Genomic DNA, 22,806 nt, shown 5'->3' with positions numbered 1-22,806 from the left:
ATACTATAATAGAACTACTGTAATTCTGAACTATTCAGTAACACTAAACTATTCCCCTTGCTACCTTCATGATTATTTTATAGCGGGGGCTTATTATATGTATAAACAATCTGAGTCACTCGAAAAATGATGAATTCGAATATTGCAGTAAAAAGCGTTATTTAGGAGGTGTTACTATGACGCATATACTGGTGATTGAAGACAACCCAGATATACAAGAACTAATTCGTGAATTTCTAATGGCACAAAACTTTACTGTTGATGTAGTTGGTGCTGGAACAGAAGGTATTCTTCTTTTCCAAAAAAATTCATACGATCTTGTCCTCCTCGATGTAATGTTACCAGATATAGATGGCTATAGTATTTGTAAAATTATGCGAGGACAATCTGATGTACCAATCATTATGTTAACAGGCTTACATAATGAAGAAAGTGAAATTAAAGGATTTGAGTTAGGTATTGATGACTATATTACGAAACCGTTCCATTACACTGTATTTATTAAGCGTGTAGAGGCTGTATTAAGAAGGGCAGCAACGAAGGAAGCAGAAGCTGCAACTATACTACAATTCCATGAATTGATGTTAAACTCTACAGCATATGCAGCTTATGTTCATGGTAATCAAATTGAATTGACAACAAAAGAATTTGAAATTATTTATACTTTACTGCAAAATCGAGGAAAAGTATTATCAAGAAGTGATTTGTTGAATAAGGTATGGGGCTATGAACATTATGGTGATGTAAGAGTTATAGATACACATATTAAAAACTTAAGAAAAAAATTAGGAATTACTTATATTAAAACGGTGAAAGGCATTGGCTACAAAATCGAATCGTAGCAAAGACAACATCACCAAAAATATTTTCATCAAAACCTTATTATTTTGTATTCTTTTATCACTTTGTCTTTATCAAATTATTTACTTTCTAGCTTCAAACTACGATAAAGAACATTTTGCGAAAGAAAATGGAACGCCGACTACAGAACAGGCGGATTTAGATAAGCAAAACAATCAAAGTAAAACGAATCAAAATAAAGCTGTGTCAGAGGTAAGTATTTCCAATTTCCAATCTTCTATTATAGATTATAAATCTCTTTCTACAGCTATCAATCACCTTTTGCAGCCTAGCCAAACTGCAAAAGCAAAAGAACATACACAAAACCTTTCGGGGAAAAATAGCACTTCTAATCCGCTTACAGAAGCAGAAAAGAAAGCCGCTAATAATGATGCCTTACATACACAAAATGCAGCAAGTAAAATAAATGATATAAATGATAATCCAAAGTTAGCAGATGCGTTGCAGCAATTAGCTCCACATATTGGCGCGACAATGCTTGCATTATCACTACTCGGATCTTTAATTTATACAAAACTAATTGCCAAACCTTTTCAATATATGAGCGATGCTTTAAAAGATATTATGAATCTTGATTTCTCAGATAAAAAACTACTTAACAAAAATACAGATCAAACAGATTTTAATTTGCAAGTAGCCGCTTCACAAGTACCAAATATTGTGAAGAATTTACATGCAAGCAATCAAGATTTAAGAAATGAGCTCAAAAAGGAACAACAATTAGAGCAATCTCGTAAAGAATTTATGTCTATGGTATCCCATGAATTAAAAACACCAATCGCAGCCGTTATGGGACAACTAGATGGCATGATTCACGGAATTGGAGCTTATAAAGATAGAGATAAATATTTAAAACGTTCCTATGAAATGATGCAAGATATTAACATATTAACGGAAAAAATGTCGGAATTATCCAAAATACAAAACCCTCAATTTAAACCGAATTTAGAAGTCATTTCTTTATCTAATATTATTGAGGATGTTATGAAGAAAGTAGATTACTTTGTATCTGTAAAACAATTAAATGTACAATCTAATATTAAACACGACGTACAAATTTTAGCTGATCCTAAATTTATTCAAACTGCTATTTTTAACATTATTTCAAATGCAATTCATTATACAATTGACCACCAGCACGTATATATAAAGCTTTATGAAAAACCAAACGGTTACGCATTAGAAGTATTAAATACAGGTTCACAAATTGATGAAGATAAACTTGCTCATTTATTTGAGCCTTTCTATCGTGCAAACCCTGATAAACACGGTTTAGTACAAGGTAGCGGTCTTGGATTATATATCGTGAAACAAATATTAGATAAACATCAATTTCCTTACGGAATACAAAACACAGCTCAAGGTGTAAAATGCTCCATTGTATTCCCAAAAGCAATGTAGCATTCACTATAATTACATACCCCAAACTCATACTTTATGTGTGAGTGGCGGAATTTTGTAGAGTGTCTTACTCTGTTTCGTTCGCCCGTTATCCTTATTTGGATAGCGGGCGTTTTTTATTACTTAAAAGGAGGATTTTTTATGGATAAGTTTAAATATTCATTGCTCGTTTTATTCGGTGCTTGCAGCTACGGCATACTTTCAACTATTTTCAAACTCGGATTCCTAAGTGGATTTTCAGCACATCAACTATTAGGGGGACAATATGTCTTCGGATGGATTGGACTATTTCTACTCGTTCTTTTCTTTTCACGTCATAAAGTAACAAAAAAACAATTCTTTTCATTACTAACCGTCGGAACAACAATGAGTATGACTGGAATTTTCTACGCTATTTCTGTAGAAGAGCTACCCGCATCTATCGCTGTCGTCCTACTCTTTCAGTTCACTTGGATTGGTGTCATTATCGAAGCAATTGCAAATCGAATATTTCCAAGCCGCGATAAGATCATATCTATCCTTATTTTATTTGCTGGTACATTGTTTGCAGGTGGTATATTTGAAGGCCTCGGACAAAGTTTTTCTACGAAAGGGATTATCTTTGGACTATTAGCTGCTGTCTCTTTTTCATTCTATGTTTTTGCAAGCGGACGCGTTGCTACAGATGTTCCCCCTTATACGAAAAGCTTTCTTATGACAACAAGTGCAACTCTTATCGTATGCCTATTCTTCCCGCCGACCTTTTTAACAGATGGTGCCCTGCAAGCTGGTCTATGGAAATATGCTTTCTTCCTCGGATTATTCGGCGTTGTTGTACCTGTCATTTGTTTTTCAATCGGTGTACCAAAAGTTGGAACAGGACTTAGCACGATATTAGGTGCAGCTGAATTACCAACTGCTATTATCGCTTCTATTACACTTGTACATGAAGTCGTAACCTTCATGCAGTGGATTGGAATTATTTTTATATTGCTTGGAATTTTCACTCCCCAGCTGCTTACGGCTAGGAAAGAAAGGAAACATAATCGCGTGCATAGCGTTTGAAAAAAATACAGAATTTATATAAAGTAAAACTTTAATTAGTGGGGGTTTTGTTCATCCCCCACTGATTATCAGCCCTCACCAATCGGGCTTTTACGGGCAGTTGATCCCCACCTAACTTCTTCGCTTTCGCTGAATTTTGAGGTGGAGTCTTACTGCCCGTTAATGCGGGATAAAAATATAACTACAATTAAAATAAGTAAATTTATCGGGAGGTATAAATGACTATTTTAAGCATCGTATTTTTTGCTATTATGTGTATCTTCTTCCTAATAAGATATATGAAAGAAAAGAAATTTTACGATTTACTTCTCATTCCCGTTTGTATATATGCAGGAGCAGTGAAAACTCCTTTCGTAGAGTACTTAAACTTTAATACTACATTTAAAATAACGTATGATATTGCAGCTATTATTCTTGTAATCCTTGCTGTACTTTTCTTTTTGAAAGATAAGAAAGAGAATCATACTGCATAACAAAAGACCTTTCATTTACTTGAAAGGTCTTTTTCTCTATCTCATTTTGCCGCTACATACAGCTTCTCTATCTCATGCTCAATTTGTTTTACATCGATTCGCTCAAATAATGGCTGCACGCTATCAATTCTATTCGGCAACGTATTTTGTGGTTCCCAATTTCGGTTCACAATCGACAATGTGCTTCGAACTCTTTCACTTGAAAATGGTAAAAATGGTTCAAGGAGATTTGCAAAATTAGCAATAAGATAAATACAATTATAAATCGTTTCTTCACATGAAACTGGATTATCTTCTCTTTCTTTCCAAGGCTGCCTCTCATCAAAGTATTTATTTGCAAAACGTACGGCATCGAATATTGTTTCTAGCGCCACCTTAAATGTAGTTTGCTCAATCGCCTCTCCTACATTTTTATATAATCCTTCTACTTTATCCTTCAGTTCTACATTGATAGTTCCCTGCGGCACAATGCCATCATAATATTTTTCAATAAACTTTAATGTCCGGTTCACGAAGTTCCCGTATGCACCTAACAGTTCACTATTATGACTGTAAATGAATTCACGCCATGAAAAATCAGTATCACGATTTTCTGGTGCATTTACTGTTAAAAAGTAACGAATAGAATCTGGATTGTAACGTTCTAATATGTCAGGCACCCATACTGCCCAGTTTTTACTCGTAGATAACTTTCTTTTTTCAACTGTTAAATACTCATTCGAAACGATATGACGCGGGATTGCTTCCTCTCCTATTCCAAGTAAAACCGCTGGCCAAATGATGGAGTGAAATGGAATATTATCCTTGCCGTGTACATAATATGTTTGCGCATCGCTATTCCAAAACTCATGATCATCTTTTCCTGTTTCTTCAGCCCAATATTTACTCGCTGAATAATATCCTGCCACTGCTTCTATCCATACGTAAATTTTCTTATCTTCATACCCTTTCACTGGAATTGGTACCCCGATTGGTAAATCTCTTGATACAGCCCTATCTTGTAAGCCTTCCTTTACATATCTTTCCGTTAATTGAATTGCATTATCACGCCATGTTCCTTTTTCTTTTGCGATTTCTACAACTTTTTTAATTTGCTGCTGAAATGTATGCAATGCAAAATAAAAATGCTCTGTTTCCTCTACAGATGGTGTACTACCACATAACTTGCATGTCTTTTCTAACAAATCGAGTGGATCTAAAATAGCTGAACACGCATCGCATTGATCGCCTCTTGCTGCTTCATGGCAATGTGGACATATTCCTTCTACATAACGATCCGGTAAAAACTGCGTACACGTTTTACAGTACGCTTGTTCCACTGTTTTTTTATAAATATAGCCTTCTTCCAATAAACGTAAAAAAACTTTTTGAACAGTTTCATGATGATGCTCGCTATCGGTACGTGTATAGCAATCATACGTAAAACCGAGATCACGAAAACATCGCTGGAATTCTTCATGGTACTTATTAGCAATTTCTTTTGCTGTCACACCTTCTTGTTTTGCTCTAATTGCAATCGGTGTTCCATTACAATCACTGCCCGAAACATACAACACATTCTCACCTTTTGCCCGGTAATAACGTGCTAAAATATCTCCAGGTAACAAACTCGCAATATGACCAAGATGTAACGAGCCATTTGCATACGGCCAAGCGCCTCCAATAAAAATACTCATCTTACATTCCTCCTTTTAAATATAAAAAAGCCCCGCCCTTATCTTAAAAAAGATAAGGGCGGGGCTGTATAAACAGTCGCGGTACCACCTTATTTCGCCAATTACTCACATAATTAGCCTTAACAAGTACGGAGCTATATGCTCTTATACTGTGGTTTTGATAACGAGTACCAACTCTCGTCGCCGCCTACTATTATCATTTGATAAGTTCAGGACGAAGCTCAAAGGCCATTGTTCAAATGAATATTCTTGCTTCTTCTCAGCTACCGAAGCTCTCTGGAAAGAATGTGTTCATCCTACTTTTCCTTTTCAACGCTTTTACGTATAAAAAGTATTGTACGACTTAATCACAGAAAAATCAAACTTTTATTCAGAAAGAAAAGGAAATCCCATCCCCCTGCCGAATAACTATACGTTCACAAAAGGAGTGATAACATTGAACCAAAAACAACTAAGCACTATTAATGAAAAAAGCTGGAATACAGCTGCTTATGAAGCTTGGACGAATCGCCATGGGGCACCGGAGGATTATGCGAAAAAAATCATGGAAGACCCTATGCGCGAGGTAGATCACTATTTACCTTACATACAATCTCCGAAAGGAAAACATATTATTAATTTACTAGGATCAAAAGGGAATAAGGCCGTTGCTCTCGCCCTTTTAGGCTCTGACGTAACAGTTGTTGATATTTCAGCAAGTAATGCAAAATATGCAAATGAACTTGCTGATGCCGCAGGCGTTTCTATTCATTACATCGTTTCTGATGTACTAGATGTAAATCTCTCCAAATCATTTGATATCGTATTACTGGAGCTTGGTGTACTTCATTACTTTCTAGATTTAAAACCACTTTTCACCAAAATCTCTCAACTACTAAAGCCAGATGGAATACTTATCCTCCGCGATTACCATCCAATATACACAAAGCTATTAGGAGTAGACCACCCATCGTTTCGAGCAAGTGGAAATTATTTCGATGAAGAATTGATTGAAGATGATGTTGCTTATAGCATTCTTCTTACAGAAGCGCAGAAAGAATCGTTACCGAAAACAACCATCCGTCGCTGGACATTAGGAGAAATTATTACAACACTCGCCGAAGAACATTTTAAGATTGAAAAACTAATTGAAGAACAGGGACCTCATCAAAAGTGGGTCTTCCCTTCTACTGCCCCAGAAGGAATTGAAGAACAAATACCCGGTCTATATACAATAATTGCGCGAGCATGCAAAAAAGGATCCCTTCACGGATAGGATCCTTTTTGCATGCTCGCGCATATAAGTTGAGGTTGGAGATTACCATAATTCTGTAGAATAGGACACAAGATATTTCAACATTTCGTCTCTGACTTACGTCGTCAAAAAGGGGTATGACCAACATAACGAAGAGTAATGTTTTAGTTGATACTGATAATCGTTATCAACTAATTAGAAGTATACATGATGTTATTTCAAATTTCAATAGCATTTCTAATATTTATTTATGGATTTTATGATATACAAATGTATACATTTTAAGAACTTTTTCTAATACCAATCTGACTCCTTCCATTATCTGCTATAATTTTCATTGAACAGATTAATAACTTCATAATAATGTTTTTATTAATTCCGCTTCAAATATCTATAAATCATAATAAACAGTTTAAATGAGGGTAGGGGTAACGATGAAATATGTTAGTATTCGAAAAAAACTACTGTTCACACTCTTAAGCATTTCTTCTTTATTTAGCATTGCTCTTATTGTTATTCTTTCATTCGCCATGAATCAAGCAAGTGAAATCGAAACGTTAAAAAATGATGTATCGAAAAGAGCGACGATTTTAAAAGAACGTGGCGATTGGTTCCAGGCACAAGTTGCTGGTTTACAAGAATATTTGCTATCACATGATCAAAAAGGATTAGATAAGTTCAACCGAGAAGGGAAAAAATTAGCTGATACTAGAGAGAAAGTAACAAGTGACAAGAAGCTCCCAGAAGGAATGAAAGAAGCCATTTTAATGGGAGGAAAATGGCGTAGCGTCATAGATAATGAGGTACTACCTCTTGCGCATGAAGGAAAATGGGACGAAGCATCTAAAATTGCTTTAGCACAAACAGATTATGTAAATGATCTGTTAGGTCGTTTTAATAAATATACAAATGAAGAGAATGAGAAACGTGACGCATTAATTGCTGACGTCGAGTCTTCTTCATCACTTATTCAATATATTATTTTCTTCTCACTCATTACATGTACATTAACGTCTATTTTATTAGCATGGTGGTTCTCTGGTAAACTCGTTAAACCAATTCGACAAATTGATGAGAAGTTGAAAGAATTAGCTTCTCAAGATGGAGATTTAACGGCTAGATTACACGTAACGAGTAAAGATGAAATTGGTGACATTGCAAATTCCTTTAATCAAATGCTCACTAACTTACAGCATATAATAAAACAAGTTCAACAAACATCAACAAGTGTAAAAGAAGCTTCCGAAAATGTATTTATTGAAACAACCGCTTCTATGGAAAATACGGCAAGGACCCAAGAAACTATGAATGCTCTTGAACACAATATTCGTTCACAAGTTTCTAGCATTGAAGAAAGTTCAACCGCAATGGATGACATGACAACGAGTGTTCAGCGTATCGCTGAGTCCGCCTCTTCTGTTACTAGTTTAGCTGTCACAACTTCAGAAAAAGCAGATAATGGGAATAAAGTCATTGAGAAATCTATTACACAAATGCATACAATTAACGAAGCCGTTAACGCTACATCACAAGTAGTTGAGCGACTCATTACACATACAAATCATATCGATACTGCACTTCAATCTATTTCGAATATCGCCGAGCAAACAAATTTACTCGCTTTAAATGCTTCTATTGAAGCAGCTCGTGCTGGTGAACACGGCAAAGGATTCGCTGTTGTTGCTGATGAAGTTAGAAAACTTGCTGAACAATCTCAACTAGCCGCAACTGACATTAACCATTTACTGCATCAAATTCAAGCCGATACAAAAATAGCAAATGACATGATGACACAAGGTCAAGCAGAGGCTTCTGAAGGAATTACGGTTATTCGTACCGCTGGATCTTCATTCTCAGAAATTGTTAACCACATTAACAAAGTCTCTACGCAAATGCAAGAAATGTCTGCAACTGCTGAAGAGATGGCTGCAAGCTCTGAAGAAATGAACGCAGCTTTAAATAATATCGCTTCTATTTCAAACGAAGTTGCTGCAGAAACATCACAAACAGCACATTCAGCTGGTGATCAAGTAAACAAAATGAGTATCGTGGCTAAAAAATCATCTGAAATGAAAACAATCGTACAAGAACTTGAAGTTCTCGTCTCTCATTTCAAAACAAACATTTAACACGAAACTTTCATTTATACTTCTATGAGCTTCAAATTGTTAGAAAGAGGCTGTCTCAAAAGGTCACTAAAAACTACCTTTTGTAGACAACCTCTTTGTTTTTCCTTTATATGGGTAAAAAAATACTTTAAGGGAAAGGAACACTGTTGATTCCCTCCTAAAATTTCGAATTTTCTCCTTTTAGTTGAGCCGTTCTTGCCCACTTCCGTAAATTATGAGCAACACAAATAAGACCGCATTTCAATCTATTTTTGGATGGTAAGGTGGTCTACCACCACCTGGATAACGAGATAAGAGGAGAGAGATCCATAGTTTCTACAGCTGCATGAACCACTCGTGAAAGATAATGTTCAGGAATACGAACCTCAACATCCAATGGAAAAGTAGAAATGTATACTTTTCTACTCTTTCTTAGTTTATTCAAAACCCTTTACCAGAGATACCGCCAGCATTCGAGAAAATCACGCTAAGCAAAATATATAATAAGCTGACTATATTGGCAGGTGTAACGATTGTACTAAAAAGATTTTAGACAGGTTCTAAAATAACCATTCACTTTACTACGTAAATATTTAACAATATGTAATTATATTACCTTTAATTACATATTTTAACATAAAAATTCATTAGTAAACAGTCTTTTATTTTCTATTAATAATATTTAAAATTTTCTAAGTAGGGTGATATCAAGATATATAAAAAACACAATAGCGTGGGGGTAAATGAATTTGAAGCTTAAGAAAACAGTATTCGGAATCCTATCTGGTATCTTATTAACGATGACAGTAGGTAATAACGCAGCAGCAGAAACTGCTCCAGTTAATGAACAAGCGTATATGGCTGCTTTTGAACAGTTGGTTGTAGAAATGGAGAACGGTCAGATTCAAAATGAAGAAGAAGGTAATGAAAGATTTGATGAGTTAGTAAATGAAAAGGAAAACAATCCTAAAACAAGAGTACAACGTAGTGCTAGCATTGCAAATGCTTTAGGAAAAAGTGAAGAAATGCAAGCGTGTCTGAGGTCAATAGGTGCATATAAATGTGGTCAAGCTAGACTAAATGCTAACGCAGCAATTAATATGGCTACAGCATATTATCCAAAAGCTAGTCTAAATAACGGAAAAGGTGATGCATTTAGACATGGATATTGGAATGCACTTATGTGTAAAAGTATAGGATGTTCGAATGCTAAAATTGTAGCAGATAATCATGAAAGATATAATATGACAGAAAAGAAATTACATGATATGGATTATTATAATAATGAACGAGGCCGAATTATGTATAATTGGCGGGCAGCTAATGGTTACGCTTTAACGCCGCAAGGTTTGGCAGATAATCTTAATCAGGATATAAGAAATGGTTTACTAAAATATATAAGACAACCCGAAGGCTGGTTATTATGGACTAACCAATAAATAACAGATTAGGAATAGGTACATCATGAAAAAAATTAATATTTTAATTTCAATATTAATAATTTTATTTTTATGTTTAGTCGGATTTATATTTTTTAATGATACTACCAAAAATGAAAGATATATTATTTGGGAGAAAAATGTACAAGAAAATAATAGTTTACTAAAAAAGCTACAAAATAATGATATCCCTTACAAAATTGATAAAAAAGGCAATTTAGAAATTCGTGAAAAAGATATTAATAAAGCTACACTTTGTTGCACTTAATCCGTGCTCAACCGTGTAAAAAGACGAGAGAATTCTCGTCTTTTTATGTTGTATAAACATTCCTATCAGGTTTACTTAACGTCTCACTATCGATAGCAATCAAAAAGCGAATCCCAGCTCTCATAAGGAATCCACTCTTTCTTTTTCTACGACGCTATTTTTATATGTTCCTATCACCGGCCAATAGTTCCTCTACTTTCCCTCACCAGAACCTCCACCATCTATTGTGACGAAATGATGCAAGACATGTCCATAAATGTATTGTATATTGAGTCGCGGACTTTTTTTACCTTAAAATATCTCTTTCTATCTCTCATTCCGTCTGCTATAATTCCTAAAGGAAATAAGAAAGCTTTATTCCAACTGGAGTAAAGCTTTCTTTCATTTTTTACATTAATTAATTCTAATACTAAGATTTCACAAAGGAGGCTTTTTATCATATGAATTTTGTAAGTATCAGAAAAAAACTTATGTTCATGATGGGAACGATTTGCGCTTTATTTGGTATCGCCTTAGCATTTATTTTATTTTTTGCTATTGACCAATCTCGTAAAGCTGAAACATTACAAAAAGAAATTTCTCCACTGGCAACAGAATTGAAAGAACGTGGAGATGCTTATCAAGTACAGCTCTCTGCTTTAAGAGGTTATTTACTACAACATGATCAAGTCGAATTAGACAAGTTTAATGAGATGAGTAAACGTCTTGAGGATTCAAAAGATAAACTTCTTTCTAATCCAAATGCTTCTTCGTCCGTAAAAAGCACAATGGAATTAGGGTCTACTTGGAGAAAGTTCGTTGAAGAAAAAGTATTCACTCTTGCAAAAGAACAAAAATGGGAAGAAGCTTTACAAGTAGCTTCTTCAGAAAACGGAACTGTCTATAAAGTAATTGGTGACTTCACAAATTATAGTAATGAACAAGCTACATTACGTGAACAATCTATTGAAAAAATTGACCAATCTGCACTCTTAATCGAATATGTTATTTTCTTATCACTTGTTATTTGTATTGTCGCTGCAATTATTCTTGCATGGTGGTTCTCTGGTAAACTTGTGAAACCAATTCAACAAATTGACACGAAACTAAAAGAGTTAGCTTCTCAAGAAGGTGACTTAACGGCACGTCTACAAGTAAATAGCAACGATGAAATCGGTGCTATCGCAGCATCATTTAATAAAATGTTAGAAAACCTACAACATATTATTAATCGTGTTCAAAAAACATCAGTGGAAGTACAAACCGCTTCTGAAAACATGCTAGAAAAAACGAATACATCACGTGAGGCGACAGTAAGAGTCCAAAGCTCAATGTCTAACTTAAACGCAAGTATTCAATCACAAGCTTCTAGTATGGAAGAAAGTTCAACTGCAATGGACGATATGGCAGTAAGTGTTCAACGTATTGCTGAATCTGCTTCATCTGTAGCGGAACTTGCTGTTGCCACATCTGAACATGCTAGCGATGGAAGTACCGTTATCCAAAAATCCGTTTCACAAATGACAACGATACACGAAGCTGTAAATGCTACGTCAGAAGTGGTTGAACGTCTAATCACTCATACGAAATATATCGATACTGCTGTACAATCTATTTCTAATATCGCTGAGCAAACAAACTTACTTGCTTTAAATGCTTCTATTGAGGCAGCTCGTGCTGGCGAGCAAGGAAAAGGATTTGCTGTCGTAGCTGACGAAGTTCGAAAGCTTGCTGAACAATCTAAAACAGCTGCAACAGACATTAATCAATTACTACATCAAATTCAAAATGATACAGAAACTGCTAGCTCTATGATGTCTCAAGGCCGTTCTGAAGCATTTGAAGGCATTCATGTTATTCGTGAAGCTGGTACTTCTTTCACAACAATTGTAGAACAAGTAAATAAAGTATCTACTCAAATGCAAGACATATCAGCAACTGCTGAAGAGATGGCTGCAAGTGCTGAAGAAATGAATGCTTCACTTAATAACATCGCTTCTATCTCGACTGAAGTATCCAGCGAAACCGCCGCAACGGCACAATCTGCTGAACAGAAAGTTATCGTTATGAATGAAATGACAGTAACTGCTGGAAAAATGAAACAAACAGTTGAAGAGTTAGATCAACTCGTATCTCATTTTAAAACAGAATAGATTTTCAAAAAATATCCCTCTTTCAAAGAGGGATATTTTTTTTGAGCTCATTTCCTGCACATTATGCTCATTTCCGTTATAATGAGAATCGATATCATTAAAATATAGGAGGGGCTGCTTATGTCACAAGAAGCATTTGAAAATAAATTATTGGATAATTTAGAAGCTGTTATTGACCCTGAACTAGGTGTTGATATCGTTAATCTTGGATTAGTGTATGATGTTACAGCAGATGAAAATAATAATGCTGTCATTACGATGACTATGACTTCTATCGGTTGTCCAATGGCTGGGCAAATCGTATCAGACGTTAAAAAAGTATTATCAACAAACGTACCTGAAGTTAATGAAATAGAAGTAAATGTCGTTTGGAATCCACCGTGGTCGAAAGAACGTATGTCACGTATGGCGAAAATCGCATTAGGTATTCGCGACTAGCGGAATAAAGTGAAACTTTATTCCGTGGGGGTTTTGTTCATTCCCCACTGATTATCAGCCCTCACCAATCAGGCTTTTACGGGCAGCAGGGCCCCCACCTAACTTCTTTGCTTCCGATGAATTTTGAGGTGGGGGTCTTACTGCCCTGCAAATAGCGGGATAAAGAAAAAAACCTGACATTCTAGTCAGGTTTTTTTCCTATTATTTTACGCCTACTGCATCATAAGCTTTCGTTACAGCTTGTACAACTTTAGAATCTTTACCGTATAAATCTTCGGCTGATTGAAGAGCAGCTTGACGCATCATTTTGAAGTCAGAGTTTGCAGTTAAATATTTCGTAAGAGCGCGGTAGTAAATTTTTTCTGTCGCTTCACGGCCCACTCCAGCTACTTTCACGTCGTAATGATCTCCGCCTTCAGATACTAAATAAGCAGCTTTATTATTAATACTACTGTTAATATGAACGCCACCATTATCAGCTGTTCCAGTATAACGTTTACTATAGTGATCTGGGTAACCTTCACCTGGTTTTAATGGGTTTGGAATAGACGCTGGATCTTTTAGTGAACGAAGTGCATCGCCTGGTTTACCAGGTGTATAAATGTCAGCACCTAAATCCCAGCTCTTCTTCTCAACCATAACACCCATAATATCGGATAACGATTCATTTAACGCCCCTGACTCATTTTTATAAACAAGGTTTGCTGTATGTTCAGTTACAGCATGCGTTAATTCGTGACCGATAACATCAAGTCCAGCAGATAATGGAATGAATGTTTTTCCATCGCCATCACCATACATCATTTGCACACCGTTCCAAGCTGCGTTATTCCAGCTCTCTCCTACGTGAACAGTTGAAATAAGCTTCGCACCTTTATCATCGAAAGAGTTACGATTAAATGTTTTTTTGTAGTAATCATATACTTTTCCTGCATTTACATGCGCATCAACTGCAGCTTTATCTTCGAAGAACTTAGATTTACTTTCAACTTCTTCGCCTGTATATCCAAGCCATTGTGAGAATAAATTAAACAAGTTTTCATCCATATTTTCTGCATCAAATGTGTGAATACCTTGTCCTCGTTTACCGTCAAATAAGTTGAATACTCCCGTTTTTTCATCTTGGGCAATTTCAAATGATTGTCTAGCACCTAATACTCCGTAGCCAAACCCTGTAACGTGATCTACAGCATTATATTTCTCAATAACATTTCCATTTGTTGCATCAACAAAATAATGCCAATACCCTGGAGCTGGTTTTGAAATCGATGCCTTAACTAAGTATGCAAGGTAGTAATTACCGTCCTTTTCATATACAAATAAATCTTTTTTCACACCATCATAATTCTTTACTTTACCAATTTCTTTCTCAATATCTGCCTTTGCAATTGTTTCTGCTTGTTCCGCACTAATGCTTGCAGATGCAGGGATATTTTTATCATCTAAATTCGGAATAACTTGTCCGAAGAATGCTTTTACATTATTCTCTTTATCAAGTGTAACAGTTTGATCAGAACCGTACACAGGAATGTTATTATGTTTCTCAACTAGCTTCACATGTGTCGTGTCAGATTCAGCGTCTTTTTCTTCTCCAACGATATTAAAATGCTTTTCAATATTTCCTGCTAATTTAAACATATCTTTCTTACTCTCTAAGTATTGAAAGACCGTCTCTTTTTTATCTAGTCCTTCCGGTGCTTTCCATTCTTCACCTATGTATGCAGGTGTTTTAAATTCTTGATGATATTGAATTTTTTGTTCTTCCGCTTTCGTTGTCGTTGCCCCAAACGCTCCAAATCCCCCGGCGATAACAGTTAACGCTAATGCTGATGAAATGACTTGCTTTTTCACTATAACATTCCCCATTCCCATAAAGATTTTTGACACTTTTATAAAATTCTGATTTTTACAGCCGATACCTCTACCGAAAATTTGAGAAACATTTTTCAGATAATTCCAATCAAAAAAGAGGACATCCTATCAGATGTCCTCTTTTCTACAAGCCTTTTATTGTTTTTTCAATTCAATTGCTAAATAGTGTGATTGCTCTTTCGCTTGAATGTGAGTATCTTCTTCTACAGATTCTGCTGCATCACGCATAACAAACGTTTCACCATTTATTACACTGCTTCCTTCAATTTGAACAAGATACAATTGACGGCCTTCTCGCACAGGAAAATGAATTTCTTTTCCGGCATCTAACGATAAAGAATATAAATTTGCATCTTGGTGAATTTGAATTGGTGCCTCTCCTTCTACTGGAGATACCATATGGAACCATTCGTTTTCACGCTCGCTCCAATCAAATTTAAACTCACCATAGTTTGGTTTATGATCCGCACGATCTGGTAAAATCCAAATTTGTAATAAACGTAGTGTTTCATTTCCTAAATTATGCTCGCTATGAAATACACCTGTGCCAGCACTCATATATTGAACATGTCCTCGCTCAATTGTTCCGCGGTTCCCCATGCTATCCTCATGTGTTAAAGCACCATCTACAACGTACGAAATGATTTCCATATCACGATGCGGATGCATATCAAAACCAGTTTGTGCCGCTACTAGATCATCATTAATAACACGTAACGCTCCGAAGTTCATGTTATTTGGATTATAGTAATTGGCAAAAGAAAAATGAAAATGTGTATTTAACCAACCATGATTTGCTCTGCCCATATTTTTATGATCAACTTTTCTAAACATATCCTTCACCTCATACTATATCGAATTCGAGATTTATTTTAAAATTTTTTCTCACTGTAATTTTTTTAGTAATTGTAATAATTGATGTTGTTCTTCTACATTTAATTTTTGAAACTGCTCCGCTTGGAATGTTTCTTGAGGCGGGACGATTTCTTCATATAAAACTTTTCCCTTTTCTGTTAACGAAATATATTTTGTAGTACCTTCTTGTTCACGACGAATCCACTCTAACTGCTCCATTTTATTTAAAAGCTGCGTGATATTTCCCTTCGTAACAAATAGCTTATTTCCAAGCTCTTGCTGCGTTAGACGATTATGCCCTCCAACTTGAGCTAGTACATCAAACTGAGCGGCAGATACATTCCATTCTTTCAAATGCTGATTCGTCTCACGAATACTCTTATTATAAAAGCGTGATAAACGAAACCATAATAGTAATCCGAGTCTATCTTCTGTTTTCATTTCATCACCTCGCTCGTTTCATATCATTAGTTTAGAACTAAACTTTATAAAAGTCAAATACTTATTTTTAATAAGTATAAAGAAAGCACAGCGCTATTTCTCCACTATGCTTTACATTAACTTTCTATTCTTATATTCATCCAATTTCCTCTCCGCGAACTTCCTCGCATCTTTTTCAATCCATCTATCTTCGTACACTTCACTTCCAACATACAATACTTCTCTCTTATGCTGCATCGCATGACGAAACTCATGCAGTAGTGTTTTGAGCACCTGCTCATACTCTTCCCACATACAAACAAAAATTAATTGTCTTTCTTTATGATAAAAACCACCTACTGGGAATAGGAATTCTTCTTCCTCTTCCCCTAATGATAGAAGCACATCGTTTGCATCACACGTATCACAAAAAATAACGGGCGTTTTACATGCTTCAATAAGAGAGAACAAATCCTCTCTCAGCTTTTTGACATCCCAATGAAGCTCCGAATCCAACACATACCAATTCTCTACCTGTTGATATACATTTTGAAACTGGAGTTCCATTTCTCTTTATTCCCCTTTCCAAGCACCCTTTTTCTATATGTATGCCACAATATGGTAAATATTAAACGTATTCTTTCATCCTTGAAAAAATGCCAATAAAAAAAGAACCTATGTCGACATAGATTCCTTTTCCGTAATCACTTTTTTTTCATCACTTTTTTTAATACAAAATAACCAATTGCACAAACAATAGCAGCAAGTGCAAAGTATTTCACATATGGCCCCGCAACTTTATTAATGCTTTCCCACTCTGTTCCTAATTTAAACCCTAAATATACAAACACAATTGACCACGGAATAACAGCTAATGTAGTTAGCGTAATAAACTTAGCATGTGACATTTTTGCAATACCCGCCGGTATCGAAATAGCATGACGCACAACCGGAATAAAACGTGCGGTAAAGATAACGCCAGTTCCGTAACGATTAAACCAATCTTCAGCATAATCAATATGTTTCTTCTGAATTAAAATATATTTTCCATATCGCTCAAGAACAGGTCTTCCTCCGTATCGACCGATCCAATAAATGAATAGTTGTGCAATTACACCACCAATTGTACCAAACGCGACAGCGCCCCAAAATGTAATGCTTCCTGTTGATACTAAATAACCTGCATAAGACAATACGATTTCACTTGGAATAACCTCTAGCATTAATCCAAGCATAATTCCCCAATAACCAAGTCCTTCTAAAAAAACTAAAACCGAATGAATCAACTCTCCTAACATCATTTACCTCTCTTTACTGTTTTCATTACAAAAATAAAAGTACAAGCAGGAAATATCTTGTACTTTATTTTTTAAAATTTAGTTAGTCTTCGTATCCCACTTAAAGATTTTATTTAAGAATTTATATACATTCTTCGACTCCTTTGTCAGAAGTGGGCCTAAAATGGATAGTATAAGCACGTATAGTGCTGAGAAGGGTTTCAGTACTGACATTAAACCACCGGCGATACCGATATTAGCCATAATGATGGAGAACTCTCCTCGTGAAACGATTGTTAATCCGATATTTGTTGATGCTTTATGAGATAACCCTGCTTGTCTTCCTGCAATCATTCCTGCTACAAAGTTGCCGATTATTGTAAGAAGGACAGCACCTAACGTTAACCATATCGCTCCTCCTAATGAGAACGGATCAATACTTAACCCGAAGCTGAAGAAGAAAATAGCTCCGAAAAAGTCTCTAAATGGAACAACAAGATGTTCAATTCGATCACTATGCTCTGTCTCAGAGAAAACTAATCCTAGAAGAAGTGCCCCAATCGCTTCTGCAACGTGAATTGTTTCTGAAAAACCAGCAATGAAGAATAACGAAGCAAATACTACAATAATAAAGATTTCATCTGAGCTAATATTGAGCAATTTATTTAATAACGGCGTAGCCTTTCTAGCTACTATAAAGAATAGAAGCATATATCCTAAAGCAATTCCAATTGAAGTAAGGGCGCCTAAGAAGGAAGCGTGATCTCCTAGTACTAAACCAGAAACAACTGATAAATATACAGCAAGGAATATATCTTCAAACATAATAATTCCTAAAATTAATTCGGTTTCATTATTACCAGTTCTTCTTAAGTCCACTAACACTTTAGCAACGATAGCGCTAGAAGAAATCGTAATAATACCCGCAATAATTAAGATTTCTAGTAATGGGAATCCCATTATAAATCCGTATAACAAACCAAGTGAAAAGTTAATTAAAATATAAATCGTTCCGCCAATCGCAATAGAGCGTCCAGATTTAATTAGTTTTTTCATTGAAAATTCTAATCCTAGATAGAATAGAAGGAATAGAACCCCAATCCGTCCAAGGAAGGAAATTACACTTGCACTTTCAATAAATTTGAGATCGATAACACCTATTGTCGGTGCATGCGGTCCTACTAACATTCCGAGAACAATTAGAAAAGGAATTACTGAGAATTTAAATTTTCCAGCAATTACCGCTGCAATTGCCACTAAAACTAAAGCTGTACCAACTTCAAAAATTAACGTATCCATCTAGTCAGTCCCCCCTATTTGAAAGTAATTCATTAATGATTTTTTTAATTTCTTCTCTCTCACCTGAAACTACAAGCATATCTCCTTCTTCAATTACTGTTTCTGGCCCTGGATTAAATAGCTTCTTCATGTTCTTCTTCATAACTGCGATTATCGTTACGCTATATGTTTTTCTTATTTCAAGATCGCCAATTGTTTTTCCGATTGCTGGAGCTGTATTCTCCACTTTGAACCACTCAATCGCTAAACCTTCAAAAACCATCTCAACATTTTCTAACGCCCTAGGCTTATATACCATTCCACCTAATATTGCTGCGATTTGCCTTGCCTCTGAGTCACGTAGTGAAATACTTGAGATGCTTTCTTCATGGTCTGAATCAAAATGATACATTTCTCTACGCCCATCATCATGAATGACAATTACCATCTTTTCGTTACCTTTCGTAACGATTTGAAACTTATAACCAATACCCGGAAGTTCACTTTCTCTAATATTCATTTTTAGCTCCTCCATAACTTATTTATTTTAATTTTCTGTTTTTCTGTCTTTTATTCATCCAATCAACTTTAGAAATTCTAACCACTCAGGATATTTGTGATTTGGAAATCTTTTATTGTAATAATAAGTTGCCCCTAAAAAGATACTTAAAGATGTAATGATAAAAAATATATTACTTCTCATTTTCAAACTCTCAAGGCTTACTTTCAATAAAGAATCTTCTTTCAAATTATCCCCACTTTCTCGCTTTAAATTTAGTTTTTTAAAATGTAAATAATTCTAAAAATATTACGATGTAACATAATCATAACATAAAATTGATTTAAGTAACATATTTTTTTAGAAAAATTGATTCTCGTATATTTTTTGCATATAATTTTCTTATTACGAAAAAAAGGAAGTGTATTATATGGTTGATATCTTTAGCAGATTCCTTGAGGTAACGAATAATATTTTATGGTCATATATTCTTATTGCAATGCTAATCGGCTTCGGTCTTTACTTCTCTTTTAAATTAAAATTTGTCCAAATTACTCATTTCAGTGAGATGGTCAGCTTAATTAGTAAAGGGTTTAATCGAAAAGAAAAAAAGAAAGATAGCATCTCTCCATTCCAAGCATTTTGCTTAAGTGCAGCAGCACGTATCGGTATCGGGAACTTAGCCGGTGTAGCACTAGCAATTTCAATGGGTGGACCTGGCGCAATATTTTGGATGTGGTTTATCGCAATTATCGGAGCAGCTACTAGTTTCGTAGAATGTACGCTCGCTCAAATTTATAAAGTAAAAGATGGTAGCAGGTTCCGTGGTGGGCCGGCATATTACATGGAAAAAGGATTAAACAAACGCTGGATGGGTGTTTGGTTCTCACTTCTTATTACAGTTGCGTACGGATTAATTTTCAATTCAGTACAAGCGAATACAGTAACAATAGCGTTTGAAAATGCTTTTGGACTAGAGCGAACAATCGTAGGAGCTCTATTAGCCTTATTAGTTGCAGTCATTATTTTTGGTGGTATTAAGAGCATTTCACGTATTACAGAAATGATTGTTCCGCCAATGGCAATCGTTTATATCGGCGTGGCTATTTTTGTCGTTATTAACAACCTCAATATGTTACCAAGCATTTTCATGGAAATCTTTAACGGTGCATTCGGTTTAGACCAAGCCATCGCTGGTGGTATTGGAGCAGCAATCAAGTTCGGAATTCAGCGCGGTTTATTCGCGACAGAAGCAGGTATGGGTAGCTCTCCTAACGCAGCAGCAACATCAGATGTATCTCACCCTGTAAAACAAGGACTTGTTCAAGCATTAGGTGTTTTCGTAGATACATTCTTAGTATGTACATCAACAGCATTTATCGTATTATGTTCTGGACTTTACAAAGGATCAAATTTAGAAGGTATCGAATTAACACAAAACGCTTTAAGTTCACAAATCGGACCGTGGGCAAGCACTTTCTTAGCGATTATTATTTTCCTATTCGCTTTCAGTTCTCTACTAGGAAACTACTATTATGGTGAAACAAATATTGCATTCATTAAAGAAAGCAAAACATGGTTAATGATTTATCGTGTTGCAGTTGTCGGAATGGTATTCTTCGGATCAATCGCTGCTCTTAAAACAGTTTGGAGTTTAGCTGATTTATTCATGGGACTAATGGTATTCACAAACTTAATTGCCATCTCATTCCTTAGCAAATTTGCTTACGCTGCATTAGTAGACTATTTGAAGCAAAAGAAACAAGGAAAAGATCCAGTTTTCGTTGCAAGCTCTATCCCTGGTTTACAGAATACAGAGTGCTGGGATGGACAGGATGTAGAAGAAAAACAGAAGGTTGTGTAATAAATTAAAAGCAGAAGCGGCTCGTCCAGAATCGCAGGACACTTCAAGCTCTCGACCTTGAAGCGCTTTTTGCTTCGAGCGAGAGAGCGAAATGACCGGAGATTCTAGCCGCTGGAGCTGGATATTAATTAAAAGCGGAGGTGACTTGCTCAGAACAGGAGGGCATTGGAGCTCCTGACGAAGAGGCGTTCTTTGCCTCACAGGAAGGCGCGAAATGACCGACTGGTCTAGTCACCGGAGCTGGATATCATTAAAAGCACAAGCGGCTCATTTAGAACTAGAGCTATATATCAAACAAAATCCCTATTACCTCACCGTAATAGGGATTTTTATTTACAACAGTTCATAATTTGTTCAAATTAATTTCAGCAAAAGGGTTGTTTTATATCAATTACTAGATTATAATAATTATAAATTAGTAATTGATATAACATAACAACTCAAAAGGAGATTGATCATAATGAACAAACAAGTAATCGAGGTATTAAACAAACAAGTAGCAGACTGGAGCGTTTTATTCACAAAACTTCACAACTTCCATTGGTACGTAAAAGGGCCTCAATTCTTCACATTACACGAGAAATTCGAAGAACTTTACACAGAATCAGCTACTCACATCGATGAAATTGCAGAACGCATTTTAGCAATTGGCGGCAAACCAGTAGCAACAATGAAAGAATACTTAGAACTATCTTCTATTCAAGAAGCAGCATACGGAGAAACTGCAGAAGGGATGGTCGAAGCAATTATGAAAGACTACGAAATTATGCTAGTCGAACTGAAAAAAGGCATGGAAATCGCTCAAGACTCTGACGACGAAATGACATCTGACCTACTACTAGGCATCTACACAGAACTAGAAAAACACGCTTGGATGCTACGCGCGTTCTTGAATCAATAATAGACTTTAAAGCGGAGGTGACTTGCTCAGAACAAGAGGGCATTGGAGCTCCTGACGAAGAGGCGCTTTTTGCCTCACAGGAAGGCGCGAAATGACCGACTGTTCTAGTCACCGGAGCTGGATATCATTAAAAGCGGAAGCGGCTCGCTCAGAACAGGAGGGTGTTGGAACTCCTGATTACGAGGCGCTTTTTGCCTCGAATGAAGGAGTGAAACAACCGACTGTTCTAGCCGCTGGAGCTGGATATCATTAAAAGCAGAAGCGGCTCGCTCAGAGTCGCAGGACATTGGAGCTCTCGACCTTGAAGCGCTTTTTGCTTCGAGCGAGAGAGCGAAATGACCGGAGATTCTAGCCGCTGGAGCTGGATATCATTAAAAGCGGAAGCGGCTCGCTCAGAGTCGCTTTTTTCTGTAATGGTTGCACTTAACGGTACACGAAATTATATCAACGATTTTTCAAATATATCGATCATTCCCCTTAATATATCAACGATTTTTTCATTATATCGATCATTACCCTCAATATATCAACGATTCGACAAGGGATATCAATTTACCGACAAATCACGACAGTATTAACACACAACTCGCCCCCACTTTTATCACTATATTACAATCCTTTTTATGTTAAAATATAGGAAACACCCTTTAGTATCATAGATCCAAAAGGCTTTTCCAAATTCATCATTTACTACTTAAATGACGGGAGTGGTTCAGTTGAAAGACTACTTAATTAGAGCGTTTTTTGCGTTAATAACAGTTGGGAT

21 protein-coding genes and 1 other annotated feature are annotated in these 22,806 nt (G+C 35.9%); of the genes, 13 read left to right on the top strand and 8 right to left on the bottom strand.

Features of this window, described 5'->3' with window-relative positions:
* Positions 1 to 176 precede the first annotated feature (176 nt).
* From MHI28_RS21425 to MHI28_RS21410, 4 genes are all read left to right on the top strand, one after another.
* Positions 177 to 842: a response regulator transcription factor gene (locus MHI28_RS21425; RefSeq protein WP_000148834.1), complete on the top strand. Its 666-nt coding sequence runs from the start codon at positions 177 to 179 to the stop codon at positions 840 to 842.
* Entirely contained in the window at positions 820 to 2,262 is a 1,443-nt protein-coding gene (locus MHI28_RS21420) for a sensor histidine kinase (RefSeq protein WP_000201950.1), read from the top strand. Before MHI28_RS21425 ends, MHI28_RS21420 begins: the two co-directional genes overlap by 23 nt.
* Positions 2,263 to 2,403: 141 nt before the next feature.
* Positions 2,404 to 3,306 (top strand): EamA family transporter, encoded by a 903-nt coding sequence (locus MHI28_RS21415; RefSeq protein ID WP_000357150.1) that lies wholly within the window; start codon positions 2,404 to 2,406, stop codon positions 3,304 to 3,306.
* A 218-nt stretch (positions 3,307 to 3,524) separates the two neighbouring features.
* On the top strand, positions 3,525 to 3,779 hold the full coding sequence (locus MHI28_RS21410; RefSeq protein WP_000154129.1) for a hypothetical protein: 255 nt from the start codon (positions 3,525 to 3,527) through the stop codon (positions 3,777 to 3,779).
* Positions 3,780 to 3,820: 41 nt separating this feature from the next.
* Here MHI28_RS21410 and metG read toward each other — a convergent pair whose 3' ends face one another.
* Complete coding sequence (metG, locus tag MHI28_RS21405) at positions 3,821 to 5,455, bottom strand: methionine--tRNA ligase (RefSeq protein ID WP_000021589.1); 1,635 nt, start codon at positions 5,453 to 5,455, stop codon at positions 3,821 to 3,823.
* A 51-nt stretch (positions 5,456 to 5,506) separates the two neighbouring features.
* Positions 5,507 to 5,777 (bottom strand) — a binding site (T-box leader).
* A gap of 114 nt (positions 5,778 to 5,891) precedes the next feature.
* Between metG and MHI28_RS21400 the strand changes: the two genes are divergently transcribed.
* The 6 genes from MHI28_RS21400 to MHI28_RS21375 all read left to right on the top strand — a co-directional run bounded on the left by MHI28_RS21400 (position 5,892) and on the right by MHI28_RS21375 (position 13,074).
* Positions 5,892 to 6,710, top strand: a complete 819-nt coding sequence (locus MHI28_RS21400) for a class I SAM-dependent methyltransferase (RefSeq protein ID WP_001072255.1) — start codon at positions 5,892 to 5,894, stop codon at positions 6,708 to 6,710.
* A gap of 413 nt (positions 6,711 to 7,123) precedes the next feature.
* Positions 7,124 to 8,818 carry a methyl-accepting chemotaxis protein gene (locus MHI28_RS21395; protein WP_000878433.1) on the top strand — a complete coding sequence of 565 codons (1,695 nt, stop codon included), beginning with the start codon at positions 7,124 to 7,126 and terminating at the stop codon, positions 8,816 to 8,818.
* Positions 8,819 to 9,540: 722 nt separating this feature from the next.
* Complete coding sequence (locus MHI28_RS21390; RefSeq protein ID WP_223840583.1) at positions 9,541 to 10,236, top strand: DUF6973 domain-containing protein; 696 nt, start codon at positions 9,541 to 9,543, stop codon at positions 10,234 to 10,236.
* A gap of 25 nt (positions 10,237 to 10,261) precedes the next feature.
* Positions 10,262 to 10,504, top strand: a complete 243-nt coding sequence (locus MHI28_RS21385; RefSeq protein WP_000723536.1) for a hypothetical protein — start codon at positions 10,262 to 10,264, stop codon at positions 10,502 to 10,504.
* A gap of 440 nt (positions 10,505 to 10,944) precedes the next feature.
* The gene (locus MHI28_RS21380) at positions 10,945 to 12,636 is read left to right on the top strand and encodes a methyl-accepting chemotaxis protein (RefSeq protein WP_086391173.1); all 1,692 of its coding nucleotides are present in this window, start codon (positions 10,945 to 10,947) and stop codon (positions 12,634 to 12,636) included.
* Positions 12,637 to 12,756: 120 nt separating this feature from the next.
* Complete coding sequence (locus MHI28_RS21375; protein WP_000076424.1) at positions 12,757 to 13,074, top strand: metal-sulfur cluster assembly factor; 318 nt, start codon at positions 12,757 to 12,759, stop codon at positions 13,072 to 13,074.
* A 201-nt stretch (positions 13,075 to 13,275) separates the two neighbouring features.
* Here MHI28_RS21375 and nprB read toward each other — a convergent pair whose 3' ends face one another.
* From nprB to MHI28_RS21340, 7 genes are all read right to left on the bottom strand, one after another.
* Entirely contained in the window at positions 13,276 to 14,925 is a 1,650-nt protein-coding gene (nprB, locus tag MHI28_RS21370; RefSeq protein WP_340828291.1) for a neutral protease NprB, read from the bottom strand.
* A 156-nt stretch (positions 14,926 to 15,081) separates the two neighbouring features.
* A complete protein-coding gene (locus MHI28_RS21365; RefSeq protein WP_000488932.1) occupies positions 15,082 to 15,780 on the bottom strand; it encodes a pirin family protein in 699 nt (232 codons plus the stop codon).
* Positions 15,781 to 15,831: 51 nt separating this feature from the next.
* Positions 15,832 to 16,242, bottom strand: coding sequence for a MarR family winged helix-turn-helix transcriptional regulator (locus tag MHI28_RS21360; RefSeq protein ID WP_000845462.1), 411 nt, complete (start codon positions 16,240 to 16,242; stop codon positions 15,832 to 15,834).
* Between the two features lie 111 nt (positions 16,243 to 16,353).
* On the bottom strand, positions 16,354 to 16,788 hold the full coding sequence (locus tag MHI28_RS21355) for a DUF3920 family protein (RefSeq protein ID WP_000422792.1): 435 nt from the start codon (positions 16,786 to 16,788) through the stop codon (positions 16,354 to 16,356).
* A gap of 137 nt (positions 16,789 to 16,925) precedes the next feature.
* Positions 16,926 to 17,519, bottom strand: a complete 594-nt coding sequence (locus MHI28_RS21350; RefSeq protein ID WP_000900216.1) for a DedA family protein — start codon at positions 17,517 to 17,519, stop codon at positions 16,926 to 16,928.
* A 78-nt stretch (positions 17,520 to 17,597) separates the two neighbouring features.
* Entirely contained in the window at positions 17,598 to 18,797 is a 1,200-nt protein-coding gene (locus MHI28_RS21345; RefSeq protein ID WP_000380223.1) for a cation:proton antiporter, read from the bottom strand.
* Positions 18,798 to 18,801: 4 nt separating this feature from the next.
* Positions 18,802 to 19,296 (bottom strand): cation:proton antiporter regulatory subunit, encoded by a 495-nt coding sequence (locus MHI28_RS21340; protein WP_001026075.1) that lies wholly within the window; start codon positions 19,294 to 19,296, stop codon positions 18,802 to 18,804.
* A gap of 409 nt (positions 19,297 to 19,705) precedes the next feature.
* On the opposite strand from MHI28_RS21340, the gene MHI28_RS21335 reads away from it, so the two are divergent.
* The 3 genes from MHI28_RS21335 (at position 19,706) to MHI28_RS21325 (ending at position 22,293) form a co-directional block, all read left to right on the top strand.
* A complete protein-coding gene (locus MHI28_RS21335) occupies positions 19,706 to 21,139 on the top strand; it encodes an alanine/glycine:cation symporter family protein (RefSeq protein WP_000227595.1) in 1,434 nt (477 codons plus the stop codon).
* 460 nt (positions 21,140 to 21,599) lie between these two features.
* A complete protein-coding gene (locus MHI28_RS21330; RefSeq protein WP_001041893.1) occupies positions 21,600 to 22,040 on the top strand; it encodes a Dps family protein in 441 nt (146 codons plus the stop codon).
* A gap of 91 nt (positions 22,041 to 22,131) precedes the next feature.
* A complete protein-coding gene (locus tag MHI28_RS21325) occupies positions 22,132 to 22,293 on the top strand; it encodes a hypothetical protein (protein ID WP_000128781.1) in 162 nt (53 codons plus the stop codon).
* Positions 22,294 to 22,806 lie beyond the last annotated feature (513 nt).

Source organism: Bacillus sp. FSL K6-0268 (assembly GCF_038005425.1).
GTDB lineage: Bacteria > Bacillota > Bacilli > Bacillales > Bacillaceae_G > Bacillus_A > Bacillus_A thuringiensis_S.
The sequence above is the reverse complement of the archived record's forward strand: the minus strand, read 5'-3'. Positions and strand labels throughout refer to the sequence as shown.